Below are 23084 nucleotides of genomic sequence, written 5' to 3' on the forward strand. Positions count from 1 at the left end.
CGCAGGTTCCAACATCGGGCGATGCGATCGCCCCCCGCGCGACAGGCCGGTTCTTGGCCGCGCGCGTCAACGGCGGCGCTCCTTCGGGGCGCCGGAAAGGTTCGCATCCATGATGCCAGTGATCTCGGTTGGCTCCCTCAAGACCTCCGGCTGTTCGACCCTCGCCCTGTCGCTCGCAGGCGTCGCGGCGGCGGCCGATATTCCCGTGGTCCTGATCGACGGCGCTCGCGACAAGGATCTGGTGGAGTGGGCCGAGAAGCCCGGTCGGCCGGACTGCCTGATGGTGGAGACCGCGGACGACGAGATCACGCTGGAGCGCCTGGTTCGGGCCGCCCGTCGCCGCGGCGACCTTTGCATCGTGGATGCCGGCGACAATGCCGAGCTGATCCGCGCGGGCGCCCGCTTGGCCGACCGCGCGCTGATCCCGGTTCGCTTCTCGCCGCTCTCGGCCTACGCGGCGTTGGCGACCGACCGGTTGATCGCCGCCGAAAGCATGAAGGGCCGCCGGGGTCGCGACTGGGCCTTTGTCGCGAGCGCCGTCACCACGATTCCCAGCCGCGTCGCGCGCACGATCGAAACCATGATCGAGCGCACGGCGACGCCGCGCCTTGAGATCGGCCTCGTGCAGCGCGCCGCCTACGAGGCTCCGTTCCTGAACGGGGGCACGCTCTTCACGATCGACGACGCGATCGCGCCGGGCCTTGATCGGGCGCGCGCCGAGGCCGCGATGATGGCCTATGAGGTCGGCATTCTCGGCGAGGCCGTGGAAACGCCCCGCGCGCGGCAGGCCGCTCGCGCGATCGCCGCCTGACGCCCTCCCGTTCGGCCCCCGCGCAACCTATATGGCGGGGGCGATGAGCGAGTTTGTTTCCGCTACCCAGCCGCCGCGAAAGCCGCCGCGCCCCGTGTCGCGCGAGTGGCTCTTTCGCGCGGCAGCCTACTACCTCGAGCGCTACAGTTCCTCGTCCGGAAACCTGCGCCGCGTCCTGCAGCGCAAGGTGCTGAAGCGGACGCGCGAGCGCGGCGAGGAGGCCGGCGACTTCCAGGGTCTGATCGACGAGACGGTCGCGCATTTCGTGGAACTGCGCCTTCTCGACGATAAGGCCTACGCGGAGTCCCGTGTCGCCACGCTTCGCCGCAAGGGCACGTCGCTGAGCCGCACCCGCATGAAGCTGATCGAGAAGGGTGTCGACGCCGAGACCGCGCAGGCCGCGCTCGGCCGGGACGAGACGCCCGAAGCCGAGGCCGCCCAGCGCCTCGTGCGCCGCCGCCGGCTGGGCCCGTATCGTACCCGTGAGCGTGCCGAGCGTCGCGACCGCGACATCGCCGCCGTGATGCGGGCCGGCTTTTCCTTTCGGGATGCGGTGGCCGCTGTCGACGGCGAGGCCGAGGAGGGGGTGCTGGGAACCTGAGGCTCGAACAGGGCGTTGGTGCGACGAACACTCAACTTTCGCGCCTGCATTCGCGCCCCATCGTGGGCGGTTGCAGGCATGCGCCAAGAGGACGTCACCGACATGCCCAACATCAACCAGGCCCGCATCGCCATCCTCGCCACCGACGGCTACGAGCAGCTCGAACTGACCGAACCCTTGAAGAAGCTGCGCGAGGCTGGCGCGACCGTGCATGTCGTGTCGCTGGAAAAAGGCGAGATCAAGGGATGGGACAAGGATCACTGGGGCGACAGCGTCACCGTCGACAAGACCCTCGGCGAGGTATCGGTCTCCGACTATGACGCGCTCGTCCTGCCGGGCGGCCAGATCAACCCAGACAAGCTGCGCGCCGAGGAGAAGGCGGTCGGCTTTGTGCGTGACTTCTACAACAGCAAGAAGACGCTGGCCGCGATCTGCCACGCGCCTTGGCTCCTGATCGAGGCGGGCGTCATCAAGGACCGCGACGTCACATCCTTCAACTCGATCAAGACCGATGTCGTGAATGCGGGCGGTCGCTGGCACGACGAGGAGGTCGTGACCGACCAGGCGCTGATCACCTCGCGCAACCCGAACGATCTGCCGGCCTTCATCGCCAAGATCATCGAGGAGGTCGAGGAAGGCCGTCACGAGAAGCGTCAGGCCGCCTGAGACCGGACATCATCGACATTCCACGCGAAAGGGCGCCCCGGCGGCGCCCTTTTTCGCGTCCGGTCGCAAGCGGACGGTGGCTGATTGCTCCGCGCCGGGGCTTTGTATATCAGCGAAGCACTATCCCACTCGAATGAGGCGATCGATCATGGCCGAGGATGCAGGCTTCGAACCCGGCGCGCGGGGCGTCATGGACTATCCCGAGCACGAGCGCACCTATGGCCGCTTCCTGGGGCTGGTGAAGTACGGAACGATCGTCGTGGTCGCGATCCTCGTCTTCATGCTGATGTATTTCATCGCCGCGGCCGGCGTCATCACGAGCTTCCTGTCGGCGCTGGTCTTCGGCGGCGTCGCGAGCTTCCTGATGGCGACCGGCGACCAGAAGTCGATGAAGCACTGACGGAGGCGGGCGGTCGGGCCGGACGGGAGGAAACGTTCCGGCCATCGGTCGCCCCAGCCCGGTCGGGCGCGGGAGGAATGGAATGGTCAGACTGTTCGTGCCGCGCGAGCACGAGATGGGCGAGCCGCGTGTCGCGGCGTCGCCCGACACGGTTCGTCGATTGATCGGCCTCGGTACCGAGGTCTGGGTGGAGCGCGGCGCGGGCGAGGGCTCGCGGATTCCCGACCGGGACTTCGAGGCGGTCGGCGCCCATCTGGCGGACCAGGAAGGCGGACGCGATGCGGACATCGTCCTCAAGGTGCGGCGGCCGTCGGCGGACGAGATCCCGAACTACAGGCGCGGCGCCGTGGTCGTCGCGATCCAGGATCCCTATGGCCACGACGACGCGCTGCGCGCGATGGCCGAGGCAGGCCTGACGAGCTTCGCCATGGAACTCATGCCGCGCATCACCCGTGCGCAGGTGATGGACGTCCTGTCGAGCCAGGCGAACCTGGCGGGCTATCAGGCGGTCATGGATGCCGCCGCGATCTACGACCGCGCCTTTCCGATGATGATGACCGCCGCCGGCACCGTGCCGGCTGCCCGCGTCTTCGTGATGGGCGCGGGGGTCGCCGGGCTCCAGGCGATCGCGACCGCTCGCCGCCTCGGTGCGGTGGTCACCGCGACCGACGTGCGACCCGCCGCCAAGGAGCAGGTCGAATCGCTCGGGGCGAAGTTCATCGCGGTCGAAGACGACGAGTTCCGCGCGGCCGAGACCGCCGGCGGCTACGCCAAGGAGATGTCGGAGAGCTACCGCCGACGGCAGGCCGAACTCACCGCGTCCCATATCGCCAAGCAGGACATCGTCATCACGACGGCGTTGATTCCAGGCCGCCCGGCGCCCCGTCTCGTGACGCGGGCGATGGTGGAATCCATGAAGCCCGGCTCGGTTCTCGTGGACTTGGCTGTCGAGCGCGGCGGCAATGTCGAGGGTGCCGTGCCGGGTGAGGTCGCCGAGGTCGGACCGGCGCGCGTCGTCGGCTATCTCAACATGCCGGGTCGCATCGCGGCGACCGCCTCGCTTCTCTATGCGCGCAACCTTGCGGCCTTTGTCGAGACGCTGGTCGACAAGGAAACGAAGACGCTCCGCCTCGACCCGACCGACGAACTCCAGCGCGCCACCATGCTGACGCACGAGGGCCGCGTGGTTCATCCCAACTTCGCGCCGCCCGCTCCGGACGCGCCGACGGGCGATCCGAACCCGGCCGAAAGCGCGACACCTGCCATGGACGCCGCCGCTGCCGGAGCCGTGACCGAACCCGAGAAGGGGACCCACTGATGGACGAGCCGATCCATACCTTCACCCGTCAGGTTCTCGACAACGCGGAGGCCGCGATCCGAGCCGCGAGGGCCGGCGTCGACCAGATGGCGGCCCATCCGACCGTGGTACAGGTCGTCGAGCACGGCAGCGCCCAGGATCCCTTCGTCTTTCACCTAGCGATCTTCGTGCTGGCGATCTTCGTCGGCTACTACGTCGTCTGGTCCGTCACCCCGGCTCTGCATACGCCGCTGATGAGCGTGACCAACGCCATCTCGTCGGTGATCGTGGTCGGGGCGCTCCTGTCCGTTGGCCTAGCGGCATCCGGGGCCGCCACCTTCTTCGGCTTCGTCGCGCTGGTGCTGGCCGCGGTCAACATCGTCGGCGGCTTCCTGGTCACACAGCGCATGCTTGCGATGTACAAGCGCAAGGACCGGTAGACCCCGATGTCGGCCTCCTTCGCATCCTTCCTGTATCTCGTCTCCGGCGTTCTCTTCATCCTCGCGCTGCGCGGCCTGTCGCACCCGTCCACCAGCCGGCAGGGCAATCTGTACGGCATGGTCGGCATGGCGCTCGCCATCGTCACGACGCTGTTCCTGGCGCGGCCCAGCTTCGGCGGTCTCGTCCTGATCGCGCTGGGTCTGGGCCTCGGCGGCGGCGCCGGAGCCGTCATCGCGCGTCGCATTGCGATGACGGCCATGCCGCAGTTGGTCGCGGCCTTCCACTCGCTGGTGGGCCTTGCTGCCGTCATGGTGGCGGCCGCGGCTCTTTATGCGCCGGAGTCGATCGGGATCGGCGCGGTCGGTTCGATCCACACGCAGGCCCTGGTCGAGATGTCGATCGGCGTGGCGATCGGCGCCATCACCTTCACCGGCTCGGTGATCGCCTTCCTGAAGCTCGACGGCCGCATGAGCGGCAAGCCTATCCTCCTGCCGAACCGGCACCTCATCAACATCGCGCTGGCCGCGCTCCTGGTCATCCTCGTGATCGCCTTCGCGTCCACGGAAAGCCACACGCTGTTCTGGCTGGTCGTGCTGGTGGCCCTTGCGCTGGGCGGACTCCTGATCGTGCCGATCGGCGGCGCGGACATGCCGGTCGTCGTGTCGATGCTGAACAGTTATTCGGGCTGGGCGGCGGCGGGCATCGGCTTCACGCTGCAAAACCTTGCGCTGATCATCACCGGCGCGCTGGTTGGATCGAGCGGCGCGATCCTGTCCTACATCATGTGCAAGGGCATGAACCGCTCGTTCGTGTCCGTGATTCTGGGCGGCTTCGGCGGGGAGGCGGCGGGAGCTTCCGGACCGGACGGTGCCGAGCGTACCGTCAAGCAGGGCTCGGCCGATGACGCCGCCTACCTGATGAAGAACGCCAGCCGCGTCATCATCGTGCCGGGCTACGGCATGGCCGTCGCACAGGCTCAGCACGCGCTGCGCGAGATGGCCGACACGTTGAAGCGCGAGGGCGTCGAGGTGAAGTACGCGATCCATCCGGTCGCGGGTCGCATGCCCGGCCACATGAACGTGCTGCTGGCCGAGGCGAACGTGCCCTATGACGAGGTCTTCGAACTGGAGGACATCAACTCCGAATTCGCCCAGACCGACGTCGCCTTCGTGATCGGCGCGAACGACGTGACCAACCCGGCGGCGCGGGATGACAAGGCCTCGCCGATCTACGGCATGCCGATCCTGAACGTGGACCAGGCGCAGACCTGCCTCTTCATCAAGCGCTCGCTCGGCTCCGGCTATGCCGGCATCGACAACACGCTGTTCTACAAGGACAACACGATGATGCTCTTTGCCGACGCCAAGAAGATGGTCGAGGACATCGTCAAGGCGCTGGCGCACTAGCGCACGATGGGTTCGGGCAAACGAAGAGGCCCGCGACCGGCGTCGCGGGCCTCTTCACAAGTACGGTCGAGAGATCAGGGCTTGTAGACGACGGCGACCGGCTCGGCTTCCTGCAGCGTCAGCCGCGCGACGCCGACCGTCGCGTTCACGCCCTCGCCGATCTGAAGGCTCGTCGGCTGCAAGGTGAAGCCGCGATCGGGCCCCCCGATCAGCGCCTTGGCGCCCACGCTCACCGCATAACCGGCGTCGACGCTGGCTCCGTAGTAACGGCCCGCGAGCGACATCGGCTCGCCGCGCTGGAAGCTGGCCGCCAGGACAGACCACGTGCTGATCGTCTTGCCCGTAATGCCGAGGTCGACGCCATAGGTGTCGAGCGTGCCGACATAGGTCTCGGTCGCGTTGAGGCGCCCGAACGGCGTGTAGCGGCACAGCACCGTTTCGGACGACGTGATGATCTGATTGACGGTGCCCTGGCTGCGGCACACGAGGGTTCCGACCTTGGCACCGGCCTGGGCGGAGACGGGGGCGAGGGCGGCCGCACCGGCAGCAAGAAGGGCGGCGAGAGCGAGTTTGGTCTTCATGGGGTGACTCGATGTTAACGGATACTCTGGTCCGTCAACCGCGCGTGGCCCCGATGGGTTTCATGCTCGGGCGTCCGGATCATCACATTGCGTGACGATCCGAAACGCCGCTTGGCCACCGCTCAGGCCGAGGGGGCCGAGCCGCGCGTCCGCGAGACTCCGTCCTTCGCCGGTTGGTAGCTCGGGTCGAGCTGCGAGGCGTGCGCGAAGGAACGATAGGCCTTGCCCTTGTCGCCACGCGCTTCCAGCACGAGACCCTGCGTCGCCCAGAACTCGGCGCGATTCCCGTCGAGCTGGATCGCGCGGTTGATGTCGTCCGACGCGTCCTCGACGTTGTTGAGAGCGAGATAGGACACGGCGCGACCGGCATAGGGCTCCGGCGCGTTGGCATCCATCGAGATCGCCGTCGCGAAATCCTCGATCGCCTGACGGTGCTGGCCGTCGATCTGATAGAGAAGGCCCCGGTTGTGGTAGGCGCGGGGATCCGTCGTGTTCAGATCGATCGCGCGCTGGAAGTCGCCCAGCGCCTCGCGGTTGCGTCCGGCCACGCGGTAGATGTTGCCGCGACCGATATAGGCCGAGTCGTAGTTCGGATTGATCTTCAGGGCGCGATTGTAGTCCGCGACCGCCTGGGCGTTGTCGTTGGTCTGCCGCAGCACCAGCGCCCGGTTGGCATAGGCCTGGTAGAAGTTCGGGTCGAGCTGGATGGCGGTCGTGAAGTCCTGGATCGCCCGGTCGTTCTCGCCCGACCGCCCGTAGGCGATGCCGCGCACGTTGTAGGCTTCCGGATTGCGCGGGTCTGCGTTGACCGCCGCCGTGAGCGACTGGATGTTCTGGGCCGATCCTTGCGCCTGGTCGATGCTGATGGACTGCAGCGTCGGGCCGCTCTGGCAGCCGGCGACGACTAGAAGGACGGACAGGATCGCCGATCGGCGAAGGGCGGTCAGGGCAACGGGGCTTCGGAACACGATGCTTCAGCTTCCTTTCGCGGGGCGACGATCTGGACTGCCGCCACCGGACGACGCGGGCTTCGTGCCCGAACCGCAGAAACTATCGTGACTGGCTTGCGCGAAACCGCAACGCTCGTAACATGGCCTTTTTGGGGTCGCGCAGAGCGACCCCGGGACTGGTACGGCTCAGCGCGCGGCTGTGCGCGGCTTCGAGGCCGGAAGCAGACCCTCGCGCTGGGCCTGCTTGCGGGCCTGCTTGCGGGCGCGGCGGACGGCCTCCGCCTTCTCGCGCACGCGGCGCTCCGAAGGCTTCTCGAAGGCGGTGCGCATCTTCATCTCGCGGAAGACCCCTTCGCGCTGCAGCTTCTTCTTGAGCGCGCGAAGGGCCTGATCGACGTTGTTGTCGCGAACGAGTACCTGCAAGGGAGGTGTTTCCGTTGGTTCGGTGCGGTGAGTCGGTTGCCTAGGTCGTGGCCGGCCCAGGATCGGCGGGCTCCTTATCAGATGCCCCATGACCTGTCGAGACGCGCTTGCCGTCCGTTTCGCGGGTCTGCGCGACCTGCGCGAGAACATGTCGGATCGCATGCAGCGCGATCACCGGATCACCCTCCTTCGTTTGACGAGGCGACTGGGGAGGTGGACGCAAGCTGACCGCTTGCCCACGCTCGAAGAACCGGTCCGGCACCGTGCGCACAACGCCGATCTCGTCGCGGCAGGCGGCCAGGGCATCGTTCAGGCTGGCGGGTCCGGGCCCCTGCGAACCCGCCAGAAGATGCGCCCAATAGCTGAGCACGGTGAAACGCAGCAGGCCGACCTCGAAGTCCCGCCGGCGTCCACCCGCCAGCCAGCCGCTTTCCAGCGGGCGCAGGGCAGCCGCGATCTCGGCATGGCGGCGGTCGAGACTGCGCGTCACCGCCACGAGGCGCCAATCCGACGCGTTGCCACCGCGCCGATCGCCAAAGGCCTCGATCAAGCGGTCGAGTTCCGACAGGAAGCCGTCCACCGCCTTGCGGACCGCATCCAGCGTCGGGCGTGGCAGAACGAAAAACGAGACGAACATGCCCGAGGCCGCACCGATCAGCGTTTCCTCGAGACGCAGCAGAAGGAGCTCGGGCGAGAAATTCCCGAGAAGCCCGTAGATCAGCGAGAGCGCGACCGTCACGAAGAAGCTGAGGGCCCCGTAGCTCAGCTGAAGCAGATAGAAGCCCAGAAAGACGCAGGCCGCGATCAAGCCGAGCGAAAGCGCAAACGACCCATGCAGGAGGGTCGCCAGGCCGATGCCGAGCACGACGCCCGCGGCCGTTCCGAGCGAACGATCGAGACCTCGCAGGAGCGCGTCGCCACGCGATTGCGTGTTCACGAAGACCAGGAAAGCCGTCAGGACCGCCCAGAACCAGCGTTGTTCCGATAGGGCGTAGCCGCCGGCCATGGCGATCGCGCAGGCCAAGGTGACCTGGAACGCGGTGCGCGTGAAAGGGTCGGCAGACAAGCCCTGCAGCGTCAGCGCGCTGGTTGGTCCGGGCGGGGCGGCGATCGGATCGAGCATCCCGTCGGTGAGGGCCGCAACGGTTCTGCGCACGTCCGAGCGCAGCCGCGCGAGCCGCTCCAGCGTCGATCGAAACGCCGGGTCGTTCTCATGCTCCGCCGCAAACGCGGCTCCGATCGCCGTTTCCAAAGCGAGGTGCAGGTCGAACAGCTGGATCGACGCCTGCATCGACGCTGAGGGCGGTGAGGCGCCGGCACCGTCCGTTGCCGGAAGCAGGCCTTCCGCGATGATCAGGCCATCGCGTACCCGTTGCTCGGCATACAGAACGCGGTCTCGCGAGCCGGCGGGCCATTCCTCCCTGATGCCGGCTCGCAACTGCGAGGCGACAAGGCCGATCCGGCCATCCACGACCCGCATCGTGCGACGCAAGTCATCCGCCGGATGATCCGGCAGGAGACGGTCCCGAACCCAGTGCGCGACGAGCACGCACAACAGCAGCGCGAGCGCGATCGCCGGAAGATCCTTCACTCCCGGCGCAAAGTAGGCCGCCATGAAGTAGGCATTGAAGCCGAACATGCCGGCGGCGTTCCAGCGAGGTCCCCAGCGCCGGGCCAGAACCGCCGCGAAGGCGACGGCAAGAAACAGGCCATCCCGTACGGGCGGAACGCCGGACAGGGCGGCGGCCGCGCACAAGGCCGCAAAGCCGACGGCAGCGCTCCACAACCGGCTGCGCACACGCTGAGAGACCGTCGTGTCCTTGATCGCGACCGCACCCTGCAGCGCAAGCGCGAGCGCAACGGCGTAGGCAACCTGCGGAAGCGCGATGAAGCGATGCGACGCGAGAAGCGCCAGTGTCACCAACGCCAGCGTCAGCGTCACGCGCAGGCCGAGCCGCAGCCGGATCAGCGCAGGATCACCGTCTTCCAGCCAGCGCAGGAACGGCGTGATCGAGACGGTTCCCCGCTGTGCGGGACCGGGCGGCGGACGGCCGAGCGGGGAAGGGTGGGCCGGTCTGGGATCGGTCATCGAAGATGAAGCCATGCTCGGTCAGGTTGGCCGGCTCGTAGCAAGCCATCAGCCAAGAAGAAAATCCCGGTGGCTGGTGTACAAAAATCTTTTGCACGCACTGGATATGGCAAAACTGCGGCCATCTATCTCACCGTAGAACAAGACATGTGCCTTTCGGGGCGATGTCTTGCGTCAAACCTTCATGTCGCCTTGCCAGTTTGGAGTGTCTCATGGCCGACTATACCGATCGCCCCGTCGCCGTCGCTGGTGGCGGGCTGCGCCGCATCTCTTGGGGTGCGATCATCGCCGGAACGATTCTGATCCTCGTCTTCCAGATCCTGCTCGCTCTCCTGGGCCTGGGCATCGGCCTGGCGACGGTCGATCCGGCCAGCAGCGACACGCCTTCGCTCGCGACCTTCGGCTCGGCCAGCGGCATCTGGGCGCTGATCACGGTTCTTCTGGCCACGTTCGCCGGTGCCTACGCTGCGGCCCGCTTCGCCGGCACGCCGTCGCGCCGCGACGGTGCGCTTCACGGCATCACGACCTGGGCGACGGCGACCCTCGTCGCGGTCTACGTGCTCAGCACCAGCGCGACCGGTCTCGTGTCCACCGCCTTCGGCGCTCTCGGCTCGACGGTTTCGTCGCTCGGCTCGACGGTGACCTCGCTTGTGCCCGGCTCGCTCGACGCCCTGCCGCCGCAGCTCCGCACCCAAGCCGAGCAGCTCCTTCAGCGCGGCCAGAACGAGGCCCAGCAGGCTGCCAACACGGTTCAGAACGAGGCCCAGCAGGCCGCCAACAACGTTCGTCAGGCCGCCGGCACACAGGATCTCGGCGCTGCGCTGGGCGAGGTCGTGAAGGGTCTCGGCCAGAACGCCACTCCGGAAGAGCGCCAGGCGGCGGTCCAGGCCATCTCCAGCCAAGCCGGCATCAGCCAGCAGGAAGCCGAGCAGCGCCTGACGCAGTTCCAGGGTCAGTACGACCAGGCGGTCGAACAGGCCCGCCAGGCCGCGGATCAGGCTGCCAAGGTCGCCAGCACGACCGCCTTCGTCGCCTTTGTCGGCCTCGTGCTTGGCATGATCGTCGCAGCGCTCGGTGGCATGGTCGGCCGTCCGGCCCGCACGGTCGGCTACTACCGCGACTGATCTTCAGACGCGCAAACCATCGAATCGGTTGGGAAAAGCCGGCGCATCGCGCCGGCTTTTTCGCGTGATCTGGCCGGGCGAGGAGGCATCGAGCGATCCGCGGTCAGGACGGATGTCATCTAACCGATTTTAATATGGGCTCCGGTGTCTCGGCCTCTTTACCCCCATTCCGCGCCTGCCCAGAAAGGCGCCGAGGCCGGCGCGAGCGGCCGATCCGATACGCTTTTGGGGGAAACCGATGCTGAGAACCGAGACCGTTCGAGAAATCCTGCGCTGGTACGAGGGCGAGACCCCGGGCCTCAAGTCCAACCTGTCGCGCCTGTTGATGCACGGTCGCCTGGCGGGAACGGGCCGGGTCGTGATCCTTCCGGTCGACCAGGGCTTCGAGCATGGTCCCGCCCGCTCGTTCGCTCCCAACCCGGCCGCCTACGACCCGCACTACCTCTATGAACTGGCGATCGAGTCGGGCGTATCCGGCTATGCCGCGCCGCTGGGCCTGCTGGAGCAGGGGGCCGATACGTTCGCCGGCGAGGTCCCGCTGATCCTGAAGCTGAACTCCGGCAACTCGCTGGCGGCAGGAGCCGGCGACCAAGCCTTGACCGGCACGGTCGAGGATGCGCTCCGGCTCGGCTGCGTCGGTGTCGGCTTCACGATCTACCCCGGCTCCGACCATGCCTACGCCATGCTCGAGGAACTGCGGGAGATCACCCTTCAGGCCAAGTCGCGCGGGTTGATGACGGTCGTCTGGTCCTATCCGCGCGGCGGCAAGGTGACCAAGCAGGGCGAGACCGGCCTCGACATCATCGCCTATGCCGCGCACATGGCCGCCTTGTCGGGCGCGACGATCATCAAGGTGAAGCTGCCGACGGACTATATCGACCTCGCGGACGCGCGCTCGACCTACGACAAATACCCGGTCGGCCCGAGCCAGGCCGAACGCGTGCGCCACATCATGCAGGCGTCGTTCGCCGGCAAGCGCATCGTCGTGTTCTCAGGGGGCGCCGCGAAGAACACCACGGAACTGCTGGACGAGGTCCGCGCCATCCGCGACGGCGGCGGCAACGGCTCGATCATCGGCCGCAACTCGTTCCAGCGCTCGCGCGAAGATGCCTTGAAGCTCCTGTCGGAGGTCATGGACATCTACGCCTGACAGCGGCGAGAGGGGCTGGTCGGTCTTGTTCCGTACCAGCCCGCTCGCTACCTAGCGGATGGGCTGTCCGCCGCCGAGCGGCAGCCGGTTGCCGCGACCCTCGCGGTCAGCTTCGAGGCAAGGGTGACCGCAACGGCTTCCGACGACCGTCCCGTGACGCGAAACGAGGAACTCGTCCTGGCCGCGCTCAAGCGTGCCGACGCACCCCAAACGGCCTATCAGCTTCTGGACGCCCTTCGGGACGACGGCTTGAAGGCGCCCCCGCAGATCTACCGAGCGCTACGCTCGCTGGGTGCCCGCCACCTGGTGCACCGCCTCGACAGCCTGAATGCCTTCGTCGCCTGCGCCCACCACCATGAGCACGATGCCAAGACGCTCGTCTTCATGATCTGCACGAACTGCGGACGCGTCAGCGAGTTCACGGACCAGGGGCTGGATCGGCTTCTACGGGAAGCCGCCGTCCAGCGTGGCTTTCTCGCGCAGGACGCGGCTGTCGAAGTGCGAGGGCTTTGCGACCTTTGCCACGCGGCCGCGGACACTACGAATTGTGGCGCGCAGAAGGCAATGCCCTGACCTGAGATTTCCGCAGCCGGGCGAATCGTTGAGACGCCATAAAGCCGAGCTGGCGATCGTCCGGTTCGACCGGTCGCCTGAAAAAGGGGTCGTCGGGCTGCTCACGGAGCACCGCGGCGATCAACTGTTGCGTCCAAGTGCCAGATTGCGTGAGATCCTCTCGCGGAACTCCTGCATCGCAACGAAAACAATGGCTTAGCTGGTCGGTCCGGCCCGGTATCGTTAAGTCGCGATTAAGCTTGCGCGGGTATCCCTTGGTTCGAACGCGGTGGGTGCCGGACGGCCTTGTTGCCCCTCAGCCACACAGCGGTCGGGAACGCATTTCGGGCCATTGCTCGGACCGGGGTGCCGACCCTAAATCGACCTAACCCCGAGCCAATCGGGTCCCCGCTTTCGGTCTCGCAAGGGGCCGACAGAACAACGTCGCAGAAGCGACACTGGAGTATCACCATGAAGCGTTTCGCCCTCCTGCTGGCTTCGGCCGCTTTCGTCACCCCGGCTCTCGCCGCTGACGTCGTGTACGAGGAGCCTGCGGCTCCGGTCGTCGCTCTGCCCCCGGCCTACAGCTGGACCGGCTTCTACGTCGGTGGCCAGGCTGGCGCCGCGTTCAACCGCGACTCGGGTGCGTTCTCGTCGGACAACACCTCGTTCATCGGCGGTTCGGACAACAGCGATGACGCGGCCTTCATCGGCGGCGTGCACGTCGGCTACGACTACCAGATCAACAACCTGATCGTCGGTGCGATCGCCGACATCAACTACATCGACGCTTCGTCGGCCACGAGCTACACGATCCCGAGCTTCGGCGGCGGCTTCGACTCGTTCGGCGTCGTGAACGACATCAACTTCGTCGGCACCGTTCGCGGTAAGGTCGGCTTCGCTGCCGATCGCTTCGCGATCTACGCCACGGGCGGTCTCGCCTACGCCGACTTCGACAACGAGTACAACGGCGCGTCGAGCTTCCGTTCGCGCTCGGGCACCATCTACACGGTCGCTGCCAACCAGGACTCGGACGACATCGGCTACGCCGTTGGCGGTGGTGTCGACTACCTCGTGACGCCGAACCTCTCGCTCGGCCTCGAGTACCTCTACACCGACCTTGGCTCGTCGGACGCCAACATCACCTACACGGCTGTCGGCACCGCTCTCCAGACGGACCAGCAGTCCTTCACGTCGAACTCCAACTCGGACCTCGACTTCCACACGGTGTGGGCCAAGGCTTCGTTCCGCTTCAACTAAGCGGACCGGTTTCCGGGTTCCGGCAACGGGACCCGGACGCCACACTTCGAACCCGTCGCGACGATTGTCGCGGCGGGTTTTTTGTTGTTCGGTCCCCATGCGAAAAGGAGCGACGCAGCGCTCCCCGGACGCTCGTGAACGACCGCGCCTAGCGCGATAGCGGTGGTAGGCCGAGATCGGCCCGACGGGGCAGATCGGCACCGCGACGAGTGCAGGTGACGGCTGCCGCCCGAACCGCGAAGTCCAGAAGTTCGCCGAGATCCTGCGCTGACATCCCGTCCAACGCCGCGCGCGACAGTCGGTTTGTCTCGGCCAGCCGGCTGAGCGTTGCCGCCTGAAACGTATCTCCGGCGCCCACCGTGTCGGCCACCACGACCGAACGGCCGGGAACGCGGGCGGTCGCGCCGCCGCTGCTCATCGCCAGGGCTCCCTTCTCCCCGAGCGTGATGATCGCCATCCCCACGCCGGCCGCGATCCAGTCCGCCAGGACGGTCTCATGATTGCGGCCGGGAAAGACCTGTTCGACGTCCTCGTCGCTCGCCTTGACGAGGGTCGCGAAGGGAACCGTCGCGCCGATGCGGGAGCGCCAGATATCCAGGTCTGGTTGAACCGAGGACCGGATGTTGGGATCGTAGGATATGAAGCGGCTCTGATGTTCCTGCGCCACGAGCTTGGCAAGGGCCGACGCCGTCGGTTCGCTGACGGTGGAGTAGGAACCGGCCAGATGAATGGCGGCGAGATCGGCCGGAAGATGCGACGGGACCTCGTTTGGCTCGACGGATCGATCTGCCGTGCCCTCGATGTAGAAGTCGTAGCGCGGCGTTCCCTGCGGCGACAGCGAGACCATCGCGAGAGTCGTGTTGCGCGTGGTGTCGATCAGGAAGCGGTCGTCGATGGCTTCCTGCTGCATGAAGGCGCGGATGCGCCGTCCGAACAGATCGCCCGACATCTTGGTGAAGAACGCGGAACGATGTTCCAGCCGTGCCAGGCCCAACGCCACGTTCAAGGCCGAACCGCCGATACGACCTGCCAGCGAGATGCTGGAGACGTCCGCCTCGTTTCCGCCGGCGAACATATCGAACAGGGCGTCGCCGCAACTCATGAACATGCCGAATGTCTCCCCTGATGACCGGTCGATGGGGGATGGTCGCTGCGCCTTCGCGCCAACGACCATGCCCGTTCCATCCCGTGTATCAGGAGCCATCGCGGGAACAAGGTACGGGCTGCCGTAAACCCGTCATGCAAGGCGCTGTATCGCGCGAGATCCGCGCGCGATCGTAATCGACTGCATGGACCTGTTCAGTCGCGAGAAATCGACGTGCGCCGGCAGGCGGTCGTCGTCAGGCGAGACCGGTCAACTGCCGGATCAGTGCGACGTCGGTCCCGATAAAGGACTGGATGCCGACCATGGGTTGCTGCGGGCTCGCGGTCTGAATGAAGCTGCGAAGGTGCTGCGCATCGAGCGCGGACCCCATCCAGTAGCTGTGGCAGACCGAGGTCTCCACCTTGAGGTGGCGATCGGGCCGGTTCTCGACTTCGTCCACGAAGCGACCGTAGATCAAGCACTCCGAGAAGCGACGGCGCGCGGCGACGGCCGAAACCCAGGAGCGGCCCATCGTGTCCTCGATCCGGCCCACCATCTCGCGTGCCGTATCGCTGCGCCAGGAGACCGACTGAGCGATGTAGTCGGTATCCGATACCTGCTGGGGGTCGATCCCGAGAAGCGCTCCGGCACGCGATGCCCAGATGCGATGCTCGGCCATGTCGAGCGAGATGCCGCGCGGCTTGCGATAGAAAGCCAGGCGACCCTCAGTGTCCCATTGTTCGCTGACGTCAGTCTCGCGCACAAGAACGGTATCGGAGTCGCAGAACAGCGCGCCATCCTCTTCCATCCGGGCCGCGAAGGCGATCTTGCGAAGCTGCTGGACATGCCAACCGCGCAACGGAAGTCCTCGTGTCGAGATCCACAGCCGTCGCCGTCCCAGACGTGTCGGATCGGGGACGACGCGCAGCCACGAGGGAAGGAGCTCGCGCTCGTCGAGAATGACGCGCTTGGGGCCTGCCAGCTGCCGGAACAGCTCGACGTCGGCTGGCTCGACGAGAATGTAGTGGAACGTGTAGCCGCTGACGCGACGGTCGATGCTCTCGCACAGGAGGCGGCATCGCTCGAAGTCGCCGCTGTAGCTCGCAGTCACGATAGCGGTTTTCATCGGTTCTTCCGAATCAGAGTTGCTGATGCGGAGATTAACGTTTCGTTAGGACATTCGTTGGCGTAGGATCGATCTATGCTTAATGGTTAAAATTCTATGAACAACAAAACGTTGCTGTCTGTCGAATGCTGAATGCGGGCCGATCGACTGTTTGTTCGTTCGAGGTGCCAAAGAAGACACCGGACCATCTCAGTTAGCGAACGAGAACGAGCCGAGTGCCGGTATCTTGATCGTCCAACGGAAGGGGTCGATCCCGGCCACCAGTCCGAGAATGTTGATCTCGAGACCTGCGGATGTGCCGAGTGCCACGCCCGCATAGCCGAAGAACGAAGCCCGGAAACCGTCCCGACCCAGATGAACGAGGCGCCCGTCGACCGGAAAGTCGCGACCGACGGCGGCGGGCGGCAGCACGGCGCCGAACTCGGGAACCGCTCGCATGACATGGGCCGTGAAGCTGTTGGAATTGGGCCCGGGGAAGATGCGGTAGCCGCCGCGCGCCGCGAACGGATAGTCGGCGATCGCAGCACGTATGCGCGGGATCGCCACTTCCGCGGCCTCCCCGGTGAGGGCTGCAACGACGCGCGGTTCATTGGAGTACCAGCGCCCGTCGGCTGCATATCCATCGCGCCGGATCGGCGAGCCCCAGCCGACCTTGTCGAAACGCTCGTAGCGGCGTGCGTTCCGCTCCTTGATCACCACCCAGGAATGTTCGGAGACCGCGCCCTTGAGGCCGCCCGTGCGCGCGGACAGGATCAAGGCGGCAGCCTCCGGACTGCCGGCCGCCGCAGGAAGGATCCGCGCGCTGGTCCAGTCGGCGTCGCGCCAGGAGGCGGGGTGGCGCCCTGCGATCCATAGACCAGCCGCCAACACGAGAGGCAGAAGGTAGACGACGGTAAAGAGAAGGGCGAGCAGGCGCACGACGGCTATCGATCTCCGAAGGGGAGCGGTGGAGCGGAAAGGCATTTTCGCGATCCCCTCGGTGCTGTAGGGCGGCACGACCGATCCATCCGGAAGGCCCATGCTCGTGTCCCATATCGTTATCGAAGCGACCCGCGGCAACGCCGTGGAAAGTGTTCATCTCGTCAGCGCCGCCGTTGTCGACGGCAGCGGCCGGGCGCTCGCCACGCACGGCGACGTGGCAACGCCGATCTATCCGCGCTCGGCCATCAAGGTCATGCAGGCGTTGCCGCTGGTGGAGAGCGGCGCTGCCGATCGCTTCGGGTTCGGCGCGAAGGAACTGGCGCTCGCCTGCGCTTCGCACTCCGGCGAGTCATCGCATGTCGGCCTGGCCGCCGACATCCTTCAGCGCGCAGGGCTGGGCGAGGCCGATCTCGAGTGCGGTTGCCACTGGCCCTTCGACCAGAAGGTCGCCATCGCATTGGCGCAAAGTGGGGAAACGCCGACCCAGCTTCATAACAACTGCTCGGGCAAGCATGCGGGCTTCCTGTGCACCGCGGTCCATCTTGGTGAGGAGACGCGCGGCTACGTCGCCGGAGATCACCCGGTGCAGCGCCGGGCGCGGCAGGCGATCGCCGATCTGACGAATACCGCAGTCGGGGACGCGACCCCGAGCGGTATCGACGGCTGCTCGATCCCGACCTATGCCGCGCCCCTTCAGGCCTTCGCACTGGGTTTCGCGCGTCTGGCAAGCGGGACCGCCCTTCCGGATACGCGGGCGCGAGCGGGCCAGCGCCTCATGGCTGCCTGTATGGCGGAGCCCTTCTTCATGGCCGGAACGGACCGGGCCTGCGTCGCTCTGATGGAGGCGGCACCGGGCCGTGTCTTTGCCAAGACCGGTGCCGAAGGCGTCTTCTGCGGTGCCGTGCCAGAACTCGGCTTCGGCTTCGCGCTGAAGGCTCACGACGGCGGCACGCGCGCGGCCGAAAGCGCCGTTGCCCGATTGATCGCCGACATCTTGCGCGGCGCCGACCGCGCGATCGCGGAACGCTACGACGAACTGTCCCGCCACAGCCTTCGAAACTGGGAAGGCACGAAGGTCGGCGAGGTTCGTCCGCGTCAAAGCTGACGCAGACGACGTGCGCGTCAGCTCTTCGGCTTGGCCGGTGTCCGGCGACGGGAAGGCGGCTTGGCGGCGGGCTGTGCCGAGGCCGGAGGAGGCGTCGGCTGGAGGCGGATACGCAGCATGCCGCCGGGCGTCTTCTCGACGTCGAAGATGCCGACCGCACGCACGAAGTCGCTCAGCTTCTTGTGGCCGTAGGTGCGCGGATCGAAGTCGGAAAACCGGTTGAGGAGTTGCTGGCCAAAGGCGCCAAGCGGCACCCAGCCATCATCGCTCTCCATCTGCTCCATGACCTGGCGCACCATGGGCAGAGGGTCGGGCGTCGCCGCCGCCTCGGCCTTGGCCCGCTCGCCGAGGTCGTGCAGGAGGTTCTCGGTGTAGATGAAGCGTCGGCAGGCCTGACGGAAGCTTTCCGGCGTCTTTTGTTCGCCGAAGCCGTAGACGTCGACGCCGTGCTCGCGGATCCGCGAGGCGAGGCGCGTGAAGTCGGAATCCGACGAGACCAGGCAGAAGCCGTCGAAGCGGCCGGAATGCATGAGGTCCATCGCGTCGATCACCAGCGCGATGTCGGAGGCGTTCTTGCCGGTGACATAGGCGAACTGCTGCTGAGGCAGGATCGCGTGCCGCGACAGGACGTCGGCCCATCCCTTGGAGCGCGGGGACGAGAAGTCCCCGTAGATGCGTCGCACGCTCGCCTCGCCGATCGTCGCAATCTCCTGAAACAGGCCGTCGGCGATGCGGGCGGATGCGTTGTCGGCGTCGATCAGGACGGCGAGGCGAGGGGATCGGACGTCGCTCATGGCGGCCTCGGGTCTGCGGGAAAAGGAGTAGCTGGCGGGCGACGCCGCGACCGCGACGGGGCTCGGCGTTGGAGGTGCTTGCGGCGACTTGGGCGCTTCGCGACGATGCTGCGGCTGGCGCACCTCGGGCGCGGAGGGCGCCGATTCCGCAGCGGCGGGAAGGACGCGCAGGAAGGCAGGCATGCCTTCCTCGCCCCAGGGATCGTTCACAGCCATTTCTTATGCCGGAAGAACATGAGCGGTAGGACAGCCGACAGAACCATGAGTCCAAGGGCCATGGGATAGCCCAGAGGCCAGTTGAGTTCAGGCATATGAACGAAGTTCATGCCGTAGATCGAAGCGACCAGCGTCGGCGGCATGAACCCCACCGCCGCGACCGAGAAGATCTTGATGATGGCATTCTGCTCGATCGAGATCATGCCGACCGTCGTGTCGAGCAGGAAGGTCGTCTTGTTGGACAGGAACGAGACGAAGTCGTTGAGCGAGTGGATGTCCCGGGCCATGGCCTTCACCCGCAGTTTGAGTTCCTTCTGCGGCTTACGCCGATCGAGCACGAACTGGAGGAAGGGAAGAAGGCGGTCGATGGTGGCGAGGCTCTCGCGCGTTCGCGACGACAGATCGCCTGCCGCGCCGATGCGGCGCAGAAGCTGTTTGAAGTCGCTGGTCGGCGTCGGGGTGTTGTCGGCCGAGGAGCGAAAGATGTCCGTACCGATCCGGTCGAGATCCGCCGCGATGGCTTCCAGAAGGTCGGCGACGCGATCGATCACGGTTTCCAGGAGACCGACCGCGATGGAGTCCGCGGTCGGACCCTTGGCGCGCGAGGGTTTGGGCGGCGCGGCGGGCGGGCCGTAGAGGTCGAAGCCGGGGAGCTGGAGTGCCCGCTCGCCGTCGCCGTTCGCCTCGCCGCGACACAGCTTGTTGGCGTAGATCGCGAACGATCGCGGCTCGGTGTAGCGAAGCGTGATCAGGCGGTTCTCGACGAGAATGAACGTCACGGGACCGAAGTCGGGTCGGCCCTCGTCGAGCCCGTAGACGATCGACGTCGTCATGAAGTCTCCGCCGTCTTCCGAATACAGGCGGCTCGAGACCTCGATCTCGCGCATCTCTTCGCGGGTCGGAACCTCGAGGCCGCACAATCGCTCGACCGCCTTCTCCTCCTCGCGCGTCGGGTTGCGCAGGTCGATCCAAATGGCTTCCGGCGGGAGTTCGTCCGGACGGATCGCGGTCTGCCTGCGGACCTGACCCCCGAACGCGATATAGGCATCGATCATGCTGTCGCCGTTCCGGCGCGGCAGGTCTGCCGCACCTTTCTCTCGACGGGCGCTGTGCCCATCCTACCGCGCGCAGAGGGGAACACCTTTCGCGCGCGCGAAGGCAAGCGGAATCTGTGCGCCTTCAGACGAACTGGGCGAGACCCGGCACAGAGGAGATGGCGCGATCCACCGTCTCCTCGCCGACCGCGGCCTTGGCCTCGGCCACCATCTCGACGGCGATCGTCCGCATCTGACCCATATCGAGGCCAAGACCCATCAGCTTGCCGCCAAGCGCCATGATGCCGCCGCCGTTGAAGCTTGGATCGCCGGCCGCCGCGATGCTGTCCTGCGCGCCCGGCGTCTTGCTGATCATCTCGCCCACGGCCTGATTGTCGCCTTCCTCGCGCATGAAGGCCAGGATATGGCCGATCGCCTGGTTCGCGGTATCGGGCGAGATGTCTGCGGCGGCCGCGACGCGGTCGGTGAGCTGGCTCATGGCGGGCTTCGTCCTTCGAGGGCGAGGATGCGGATTGCATCGCGAAGATTGGTGCGGCCCCGCCTATGGCAAGGGCCGCTCGCCGGGTTTCAGACCGGGAGACCGGCCCGCAAAAGTCGGGACGGGTCCCAGCCGACCGACGCGAGCCTTTCGCGCGACGGCGTCGGATCTTCGAGCATCACGGCATGAAGGGCAGGGGTCCGGTCCCCCTTGCCCAGGCCGAGAGCCGCCAGGATGCGCCCATCCTTGACGTAGAAGGCCGTGAAGGAGTTGCCCTTGAGGTCGCCCTCGATATGCACCTCGTCGAAGGCGTCCGCGTGCCCGAGATAGCTAAGGCGACCATGCTGCGCCGACCAGAAATAGGGGATCGCGTCGAACCGCCCGGCTTGGCCGAGGAACACGCGGGCCGCATGTCGACCTTGCTGCTCCGCGATGCGCCAATGCTCGATACGCATGGGCTCGCGGTTCTCCAGCGTGAACTGCGCAATGTCGCCCGCAGCGAAAACCTGGCCGGCCGCTCTGAGGTCCGCGCCGACCTTCACACCCTTGCCGGAGCGTTCCGCGCCGTCGACCAGATGCGACCTGGGCTGGGCGCCGGTCGCTGCGATCACAACATCGGCCGGGACCACCGATCCGTCGCCAAGGCGCACGCCGTTGACGCGACCGTCCTGCCTGTCCAGAGCGGCCACCTCGACACCCGTGCGCACGTCGATGCCCTTCTCGCGATGCGTCGCCAGAAGCTGGGTCGCAACCTCCTCGCCGAACTGCTTGGCGAAGGGGAGTTCAGAGCGCGACAGAACGCAGACGGCCTTGCCGAGCGATACGAGGCTGGCGGCGGCTTCCATGCCGATGAAGCCGGAGCCGACGATCACGATGCGTTGGGCGGATTGGACGTGCGCCAGCAGCGTCTTCGCATCGCCATGGCTGCGAAGCGTCAGAACGTTCGGGGCGTCGGCACCGTCCAGGTCGAGAGACGACGCGTCGCTGCCGGGCGCTGCCAGGCAACCATCGAAGGTAACGCGCTCGCCGCCGTCCAAGACGAGTTGAGATGCGGTGCTGTCGATCCTTTCGACGCGCACGGGCCGCAATTCGATCCCTAGCGCCTCGATCTCGTCAGCGTCCATGAGCGGCAGCGCATCATCCTGCTTCTTTCCCTGCAGGTAGGTCTTGGACAAGTCGGTGCGGTCGTAGGGCGGCTCGCCCTCGGGCGCAAAGAGAACGATGCGACCGTCGAACCCGCCTCGCACCAACTCCTTGGCGCAAGCCAGACCTGCCGCACCCGCCCCGACGATCGCAAATATCCGCTGGCTGCCGGATCGCCGATCCGCCGGTGTCACCGAGGGGCGATGCGGCTTGGCGCCCTCGGGTACCTCGACACGGACGCGCCCACTCTCGACCGACACGGTGAACCGCGCGAGGCAACCTTGCCCCGGCGGCTCCCTGTGATCACCCGTCTCGAGGTCGAAGATCGCGTGGTGCCAGGGGCAGATTACCCGATTGCCGACGCGTTGCCCGTTTTTCAGCGGTGCACCCTTGTGGGTACAGGTGGCCCCGGTCGCGAAGACGCGATCGCCGTCCCTCGCTACGAGGATCTTGAGGTCGCCGACGGCGACCTCATTCAGCCCGTTCGGCGGCAGGTCGGAAAGGGCGCAGAGGTCGTGGCGCATATTGGAAGGGCTCCAAAGAGGTCGGCCCTTCCCAACTTTCGTAGACGCGACCCGTTCCCGGTCAGACCGTCGCGCCGGCGGGTTGGTTGACGATCACCGTGGCACCCGACTGGGCGCGGTTGTAGAGATCGATGATGTCGTGGTTCATGAAGCGCACGCAGCCCGACGACACCGCCTTGCCGATGGTCCACCACTCCGGCGTGCCGTGCAGACGGTACAGCGTGTCCTGCCCGTTCTGGAACAGATAGAGCGCACGCGCGCCGAGCGGGTTCTTGAGGCCCGGATCCATGCCGACGCCGCGCAGGTATTCCAGCTCCGGCTGGCGGTCGATCATCTCGTTGGGCGGTGTCCAACGGGGCCATTCGCGCTTGTACTGGATATTGGCGCGACCCTCCCAGGCAAAACCCTCGCGGCCGATGCCGACGCCGTAGCGCATGGCCGTGCCGTTCGCCTGGATCAGATAGGCGTAGCGCGTTGGCGTATCGATGATCACGGTGCCGGGTTCTTCCGGGCCGCGATACTCGACCTCGCGACGCAGGTAGCGCCGGTCCATACGGTTCAGGTCGATCGGGGGAATCTGGAAGCCGCCGTCATAGATGGGTCCGTAGGCAGTGGCATAGTCGACATCGAGGCCCGGGGGCAAACCGTTGCCCGAAAAGGCCGTCAGGTTGGCGATCGGGCGCGAGACGCTCGCGCAGCCCGAAAGAAGGGCGGCCGCACCGACGCCGCCGATGCCAAGAAGAAGCGAGCGGCGCGAAAGGCCGCGAGTGTTGGGGTCGTTCATCGTCATCCAGCCATGGGAAAGCGCGATCCGATGGCGGGCGGCATCCTGCCGTGCCGCCTTCTAACCATCGGTCGCGACCGATCATTGGGGCCACAACACTTGG

Annotated in this window: 24 protein-coding genes; 12 read left to right on the forward strand and 12 right to left on the reverse strand. The window is 66.6% G+C overall.

The features are described 5' to 3' along the window. The first annotated feature begins 109 nt into the window (after window positions 1-109). The 7 genes from BLQ76_RS13640 (at window position 110) to BLQ76_RS13670 (ending at window position 5622) form a co-directional block, all read left to right on the forward strand. Complete coding sequence (locus tag BLQ76_RS13640) at window positions 110-811, forward strand: chromosome partitioning protein ParA (protein ID WP_090674212.1); 702 nt, start codon at window positions 110-112, stop codon at window positions 809-811. A 43-nt stretch (window positions 812-854) separates the two neighbouring features. Next, complete coding sequence (locus tag BLQ76_RS13645; RefSeq protein ID WP_090674803.1) at window positions 855-1412, forward strand: regulatory protein RecX; 558 nt, start codon at window positions 855-857, stop codon at window positions 1410-1412. Between the two features lie 102 nt (window positions 1413-1514). Beyond that, window positions 1515-2078, forward strand: a complete 564-nt coding sequence (locus BLQ76_RS13650) for a type 1 glutamine amidotransferase domain-containing protein (RefSeq protein ID WP_090674215.1) — start codon at window positions 1515-1517, stop codon at window positions 2076-2078. Window positions 2079-2226: 148 nt separating this feature from the next. After that, window positions 2227-2478: an aa3-type cytochrome c oxidase subunit IV gene (locus BLQ76_RS13655; protein ID WP_090674805.1), complete on the forward strand. Its 252-nt coding sequence runs from the start codon at window positions 2227-2229 to the stop codon at window positions 2476-2478. A gap of 82 nt (window positions 2479-2560) precedes the next feature. Beyond that, the gene (locus BLQ76_RS13660) at window positions 2561-3796 is read left to right on the forward strand and encodes a Re/Si-specific NAD(P)(+) transhydrogenase subunit alpha (RefSeq protein ID WP_090674217.1); all 1236 of its coding nucleotides are present in this window, start codon (window positions 2561-2563) and stop codon (window positions 3794-3796) included. Further along, on the forward strand, window positions 3796-4215 hold the full coding sequence (locus BLQ76_RS13665) for an NAD(P) transhydrogenase subunit alpha part 2 (RefSeq protein WP_170842594.1): 420 nt from the start codon (window positions 3796-3798) through the stop codon (window positions 4213-4215). Before BLQ76_RS13660 ends, BLQ76_RS13665 begins: the two co-directional genes overlap by 1 nt. 6 nt (window positions 4216-4221) lie before the next feature. Next, window positions 4222-5622 (forward strand): NAD(P)(+) transhydrogenase (Re/Si-specific) subunit beta, encoded by a 1401-nt coding sequence (locus tag BLQ76_RS13670; protein WP_090674219.1) that lies wholly within the window; start codon window positions 4222-4224, stop codon window positions 5620-5622. Window positions 5623-5696: 74 nt separating this feature from the next. Here BLQ76_RS13670 and BLQ76_RS13675 read toward each other — a convergent pair whose 3' ends face one another. From BLQ76_RS13675 to BLQ76_RS13690, 4 genes are all read right to left on the reverse strand, one after another. Beyond that, on the reverse strand, window positions 5697-6203 hold the full coding sequence (locus BLQ76_RS13675; protein WP_090674222.1) for a DUF992 domain-containing protein: 507 nt from the start codon (window positions 6201-6203) through the stop codon (window positions 5697-5699). A gap of 122 nt (window positions 6204-6325) precedes the next feature. Next, window positions 6326-7171: a tetratricopeptide repeat protein gene (locus BLQ76_RS13680; protein WP_244519629.1), complete on the reverse strand. Its 846-nt coding sequence runs from the start codon at window positions 7169-7171 to the stop codon at window positions 6326-6328. Between the two features lie 168 nt (window positions 7172-7339). Next, window positions 7340-7576 (reverse strand): 30S ribosomal protein S21, encoded by a 237-nt coding sequence (gene rpsU / locus BLQ76_RS13685; protein WP_090674227.1) that lies wholly within the window; start codon window positions 7574-7576, stop codon window positions 7340-7342. Between the two features lie 40 nt (window positions 7577-7616). Then, the gene (locus tag BLQ76_RS13690) at window positions 7617-9665 is read right to left on the reverse strand and encodes an FUSC family protein (RefSeq protein WP_170842595.1); all 2049 of its coding nucleotides are present in this window, start codon (window positions 9663-9665) and stop codon (window positions 7617-7619) included. A gap of 212 nt (window positions 9666-9877) precedes the next feature. Here BLQ76_RS13690 and BLQ76_RS13695 point away from each other — a divergent pair, with 212 nt between their 5' ends. From BLQ76_RS13695 to BLQ76_RS13710, 4 genes are all read left to right on the forward strand, one after another. After that, on the forward strand, window positions 9878-10789 hold the full coding sequence (locus tag BLQ76_RS13695; protein WP_090674231.1) for a hypothetical protein: 912 nt from the start codon (window positions 9878-9880) through the stop codon (window positions 10787-10789). Between the two features lie 238 nt (window positions 10790-11027). Further along, window positions 11028-11939, forward strand: a complete 912-nt coding sequence (locus BLQ76_RS13700; RefSeq protein ID WP_090674233.1) for a class I fructose-bisphosphate aldolase — start codon at window positions 11028-11030, stop codon at window positions 11937-11939. Window positions 11940-12062: 123 nt separating this feature from the next. Further along, window positions 12063-12512, forward strand: a complete 450-nt coding sequence (locus tag BLQ76_RS13705; RefSeq protein WP_090674236.1) for a Fur family transcriptional regulator — start codon at window positions 12063-12065, stop codon at window positions 12510-12512. A 450-nt stretch (window positions 12513-12962) separates the two neighbouring features. After that, on the forward strand, window positions 12963-13751 hold the full coding sequence (locus tag BLQ76_RS13710; RefSeq protein WP_090674239.1) for an outer membrane protein: 789 nt from the start codon (window positions 12963-12965) through the stop codon (window positions 13749-13751). A gap of 148 nt (window positions 13752-13899) precedes the next feature. Here the strand turns inward: BLQ76_RS13710 and BLQ76_RS13715 are convergent, their stop codons facing one another. From BLQ76_RS13715 to BLQ76_RS13725, 3 genes are all read right to left on the reverse strand, one after another. Then, window positions 13900-14859, reverse strand: coding sequence for a carbohydrate kinase family protein (locus BLQ76_RS13715; protein ID WP_090674241.1), 960 nt, complete (start codon window positions 14857-14859; stop codon window positions 13900-13902). Window positions 14860-15091: 232 nt separating this feature from the next. Then, a complete protein-coding gene (locus BLQ76_RS13720; RefSeq protein WP_090674243.1) occupies window positions 15092-15961 on the reverse strand; it encodes a DUF6492 family protein in 870 nt (289 codons plus the stop codon). A 189-nt stretch (window positions 15962-16150) separates the two neighbouring features. Next, window positions 16151-16888, reverse strand: a complete 738-nt coding sequence (locus BLQ76_RS13725) for a DUF3750 domain-containing protein (RefSeq protein WP_090674809.1) — start codon at window positions 16886-16888, stop codon at window positions 16151-16153. A gap of 91 nt (window positions 16889-16979) precedes the next feature. Here BLQ76_RS13725 and BLQ76_RS13730 point away from each other — a divergent pair, with 91 nt between their 5' ends. Next, the gene (locus BLQ76_RS13730) at window positions 16980-17987 is read left to right on the forward strand and encodes an asparaginase (protein ID WP_090674246.1); all 1008 of its coding nucleotides are present in this window, start codon (window positions 16980-16982) and stop codon (window positions 17985-17987) included. Window positions 17988-18004: 17 nt separating this feature from the next. Here the strand turns inward: BLQ76_RS13730 and BLQ76_RS13735 are convergent, their stop codons facing one another. The 5 genes from BLQ76_RS13735 to BLQ76_RS13755 all read right to left on the reverse strand — a co-directional run bounded on the left by BLQ76_RS13735 (window position 18005) and on the right by BLQ76_RS13755 (window position 22981). Beyond that, entirely contained in the window at window positions 18005-18781 is a 777-nt protein-coding gene (locus tag BLQ76_RS13735; protein ID WP_090674811.1) for an NYN domain-containing protein, read from the reverse strand. 206 nt (window positions 18782-18987) lie between these two features. Then, a complete protein-coding gene (locus tag BLQ76_RS13740; protein WP_090674248.1) occupies window positions 18988-20052 on the reverse strand; it encodes a magnesium transporter CorA family protein in 1065 nt (354 codons plus the stop codon). A gap of 124 nt (window positions 20053-20176) precedes the next feature. Beyond that, window positions 20177-20530, reverse strand: a complete 354-nt coding sequence (locus BLQ76_RS13745; RefSeq protein WP_090674250.1) for a hypothetical protein — start codon at window positions 20528-20530, stop codon at window positions 20177-20179. A gap of 89 nt (window positions 20531-20619) precedes the next feature. Then, window positions 20620-22197, reverse strand: coding sequence for an FAD-dependent oxidoreductase (locus tag BLQ76_RS13750; protein ID WP_090674253.1), 1578 nt, complete (start codon window positions 22195-22197; stop codon window positions 20620-20622). A gap of 61 nt (window positions 22198-22258) precedes the next feature. Then, window positions 22259-22981 carry a L,D-transpeptidase family protein gene (locus BLQ76_RS13755; RefSeq protein ID WP_244519630.1) on the reverse strand — a complete coding sequence of 241 codons (723 nt, stop codon included), beginning with the start codon at window positions 22979-22981 and terminating at the stop codon, window positions 22259-22261. Window positions 22982-23084: the final 103 nt, after the last annotated feature.

Source organism: Aureimonas jatrophae, from assembly GCF_900104035.1.
GTDB lineage: Bacteria > Pseudomonadota > Alphaproteobacteria > Rhizobiales > Rhizobiaceae > Aureimonas > Aureimonas jatrophae.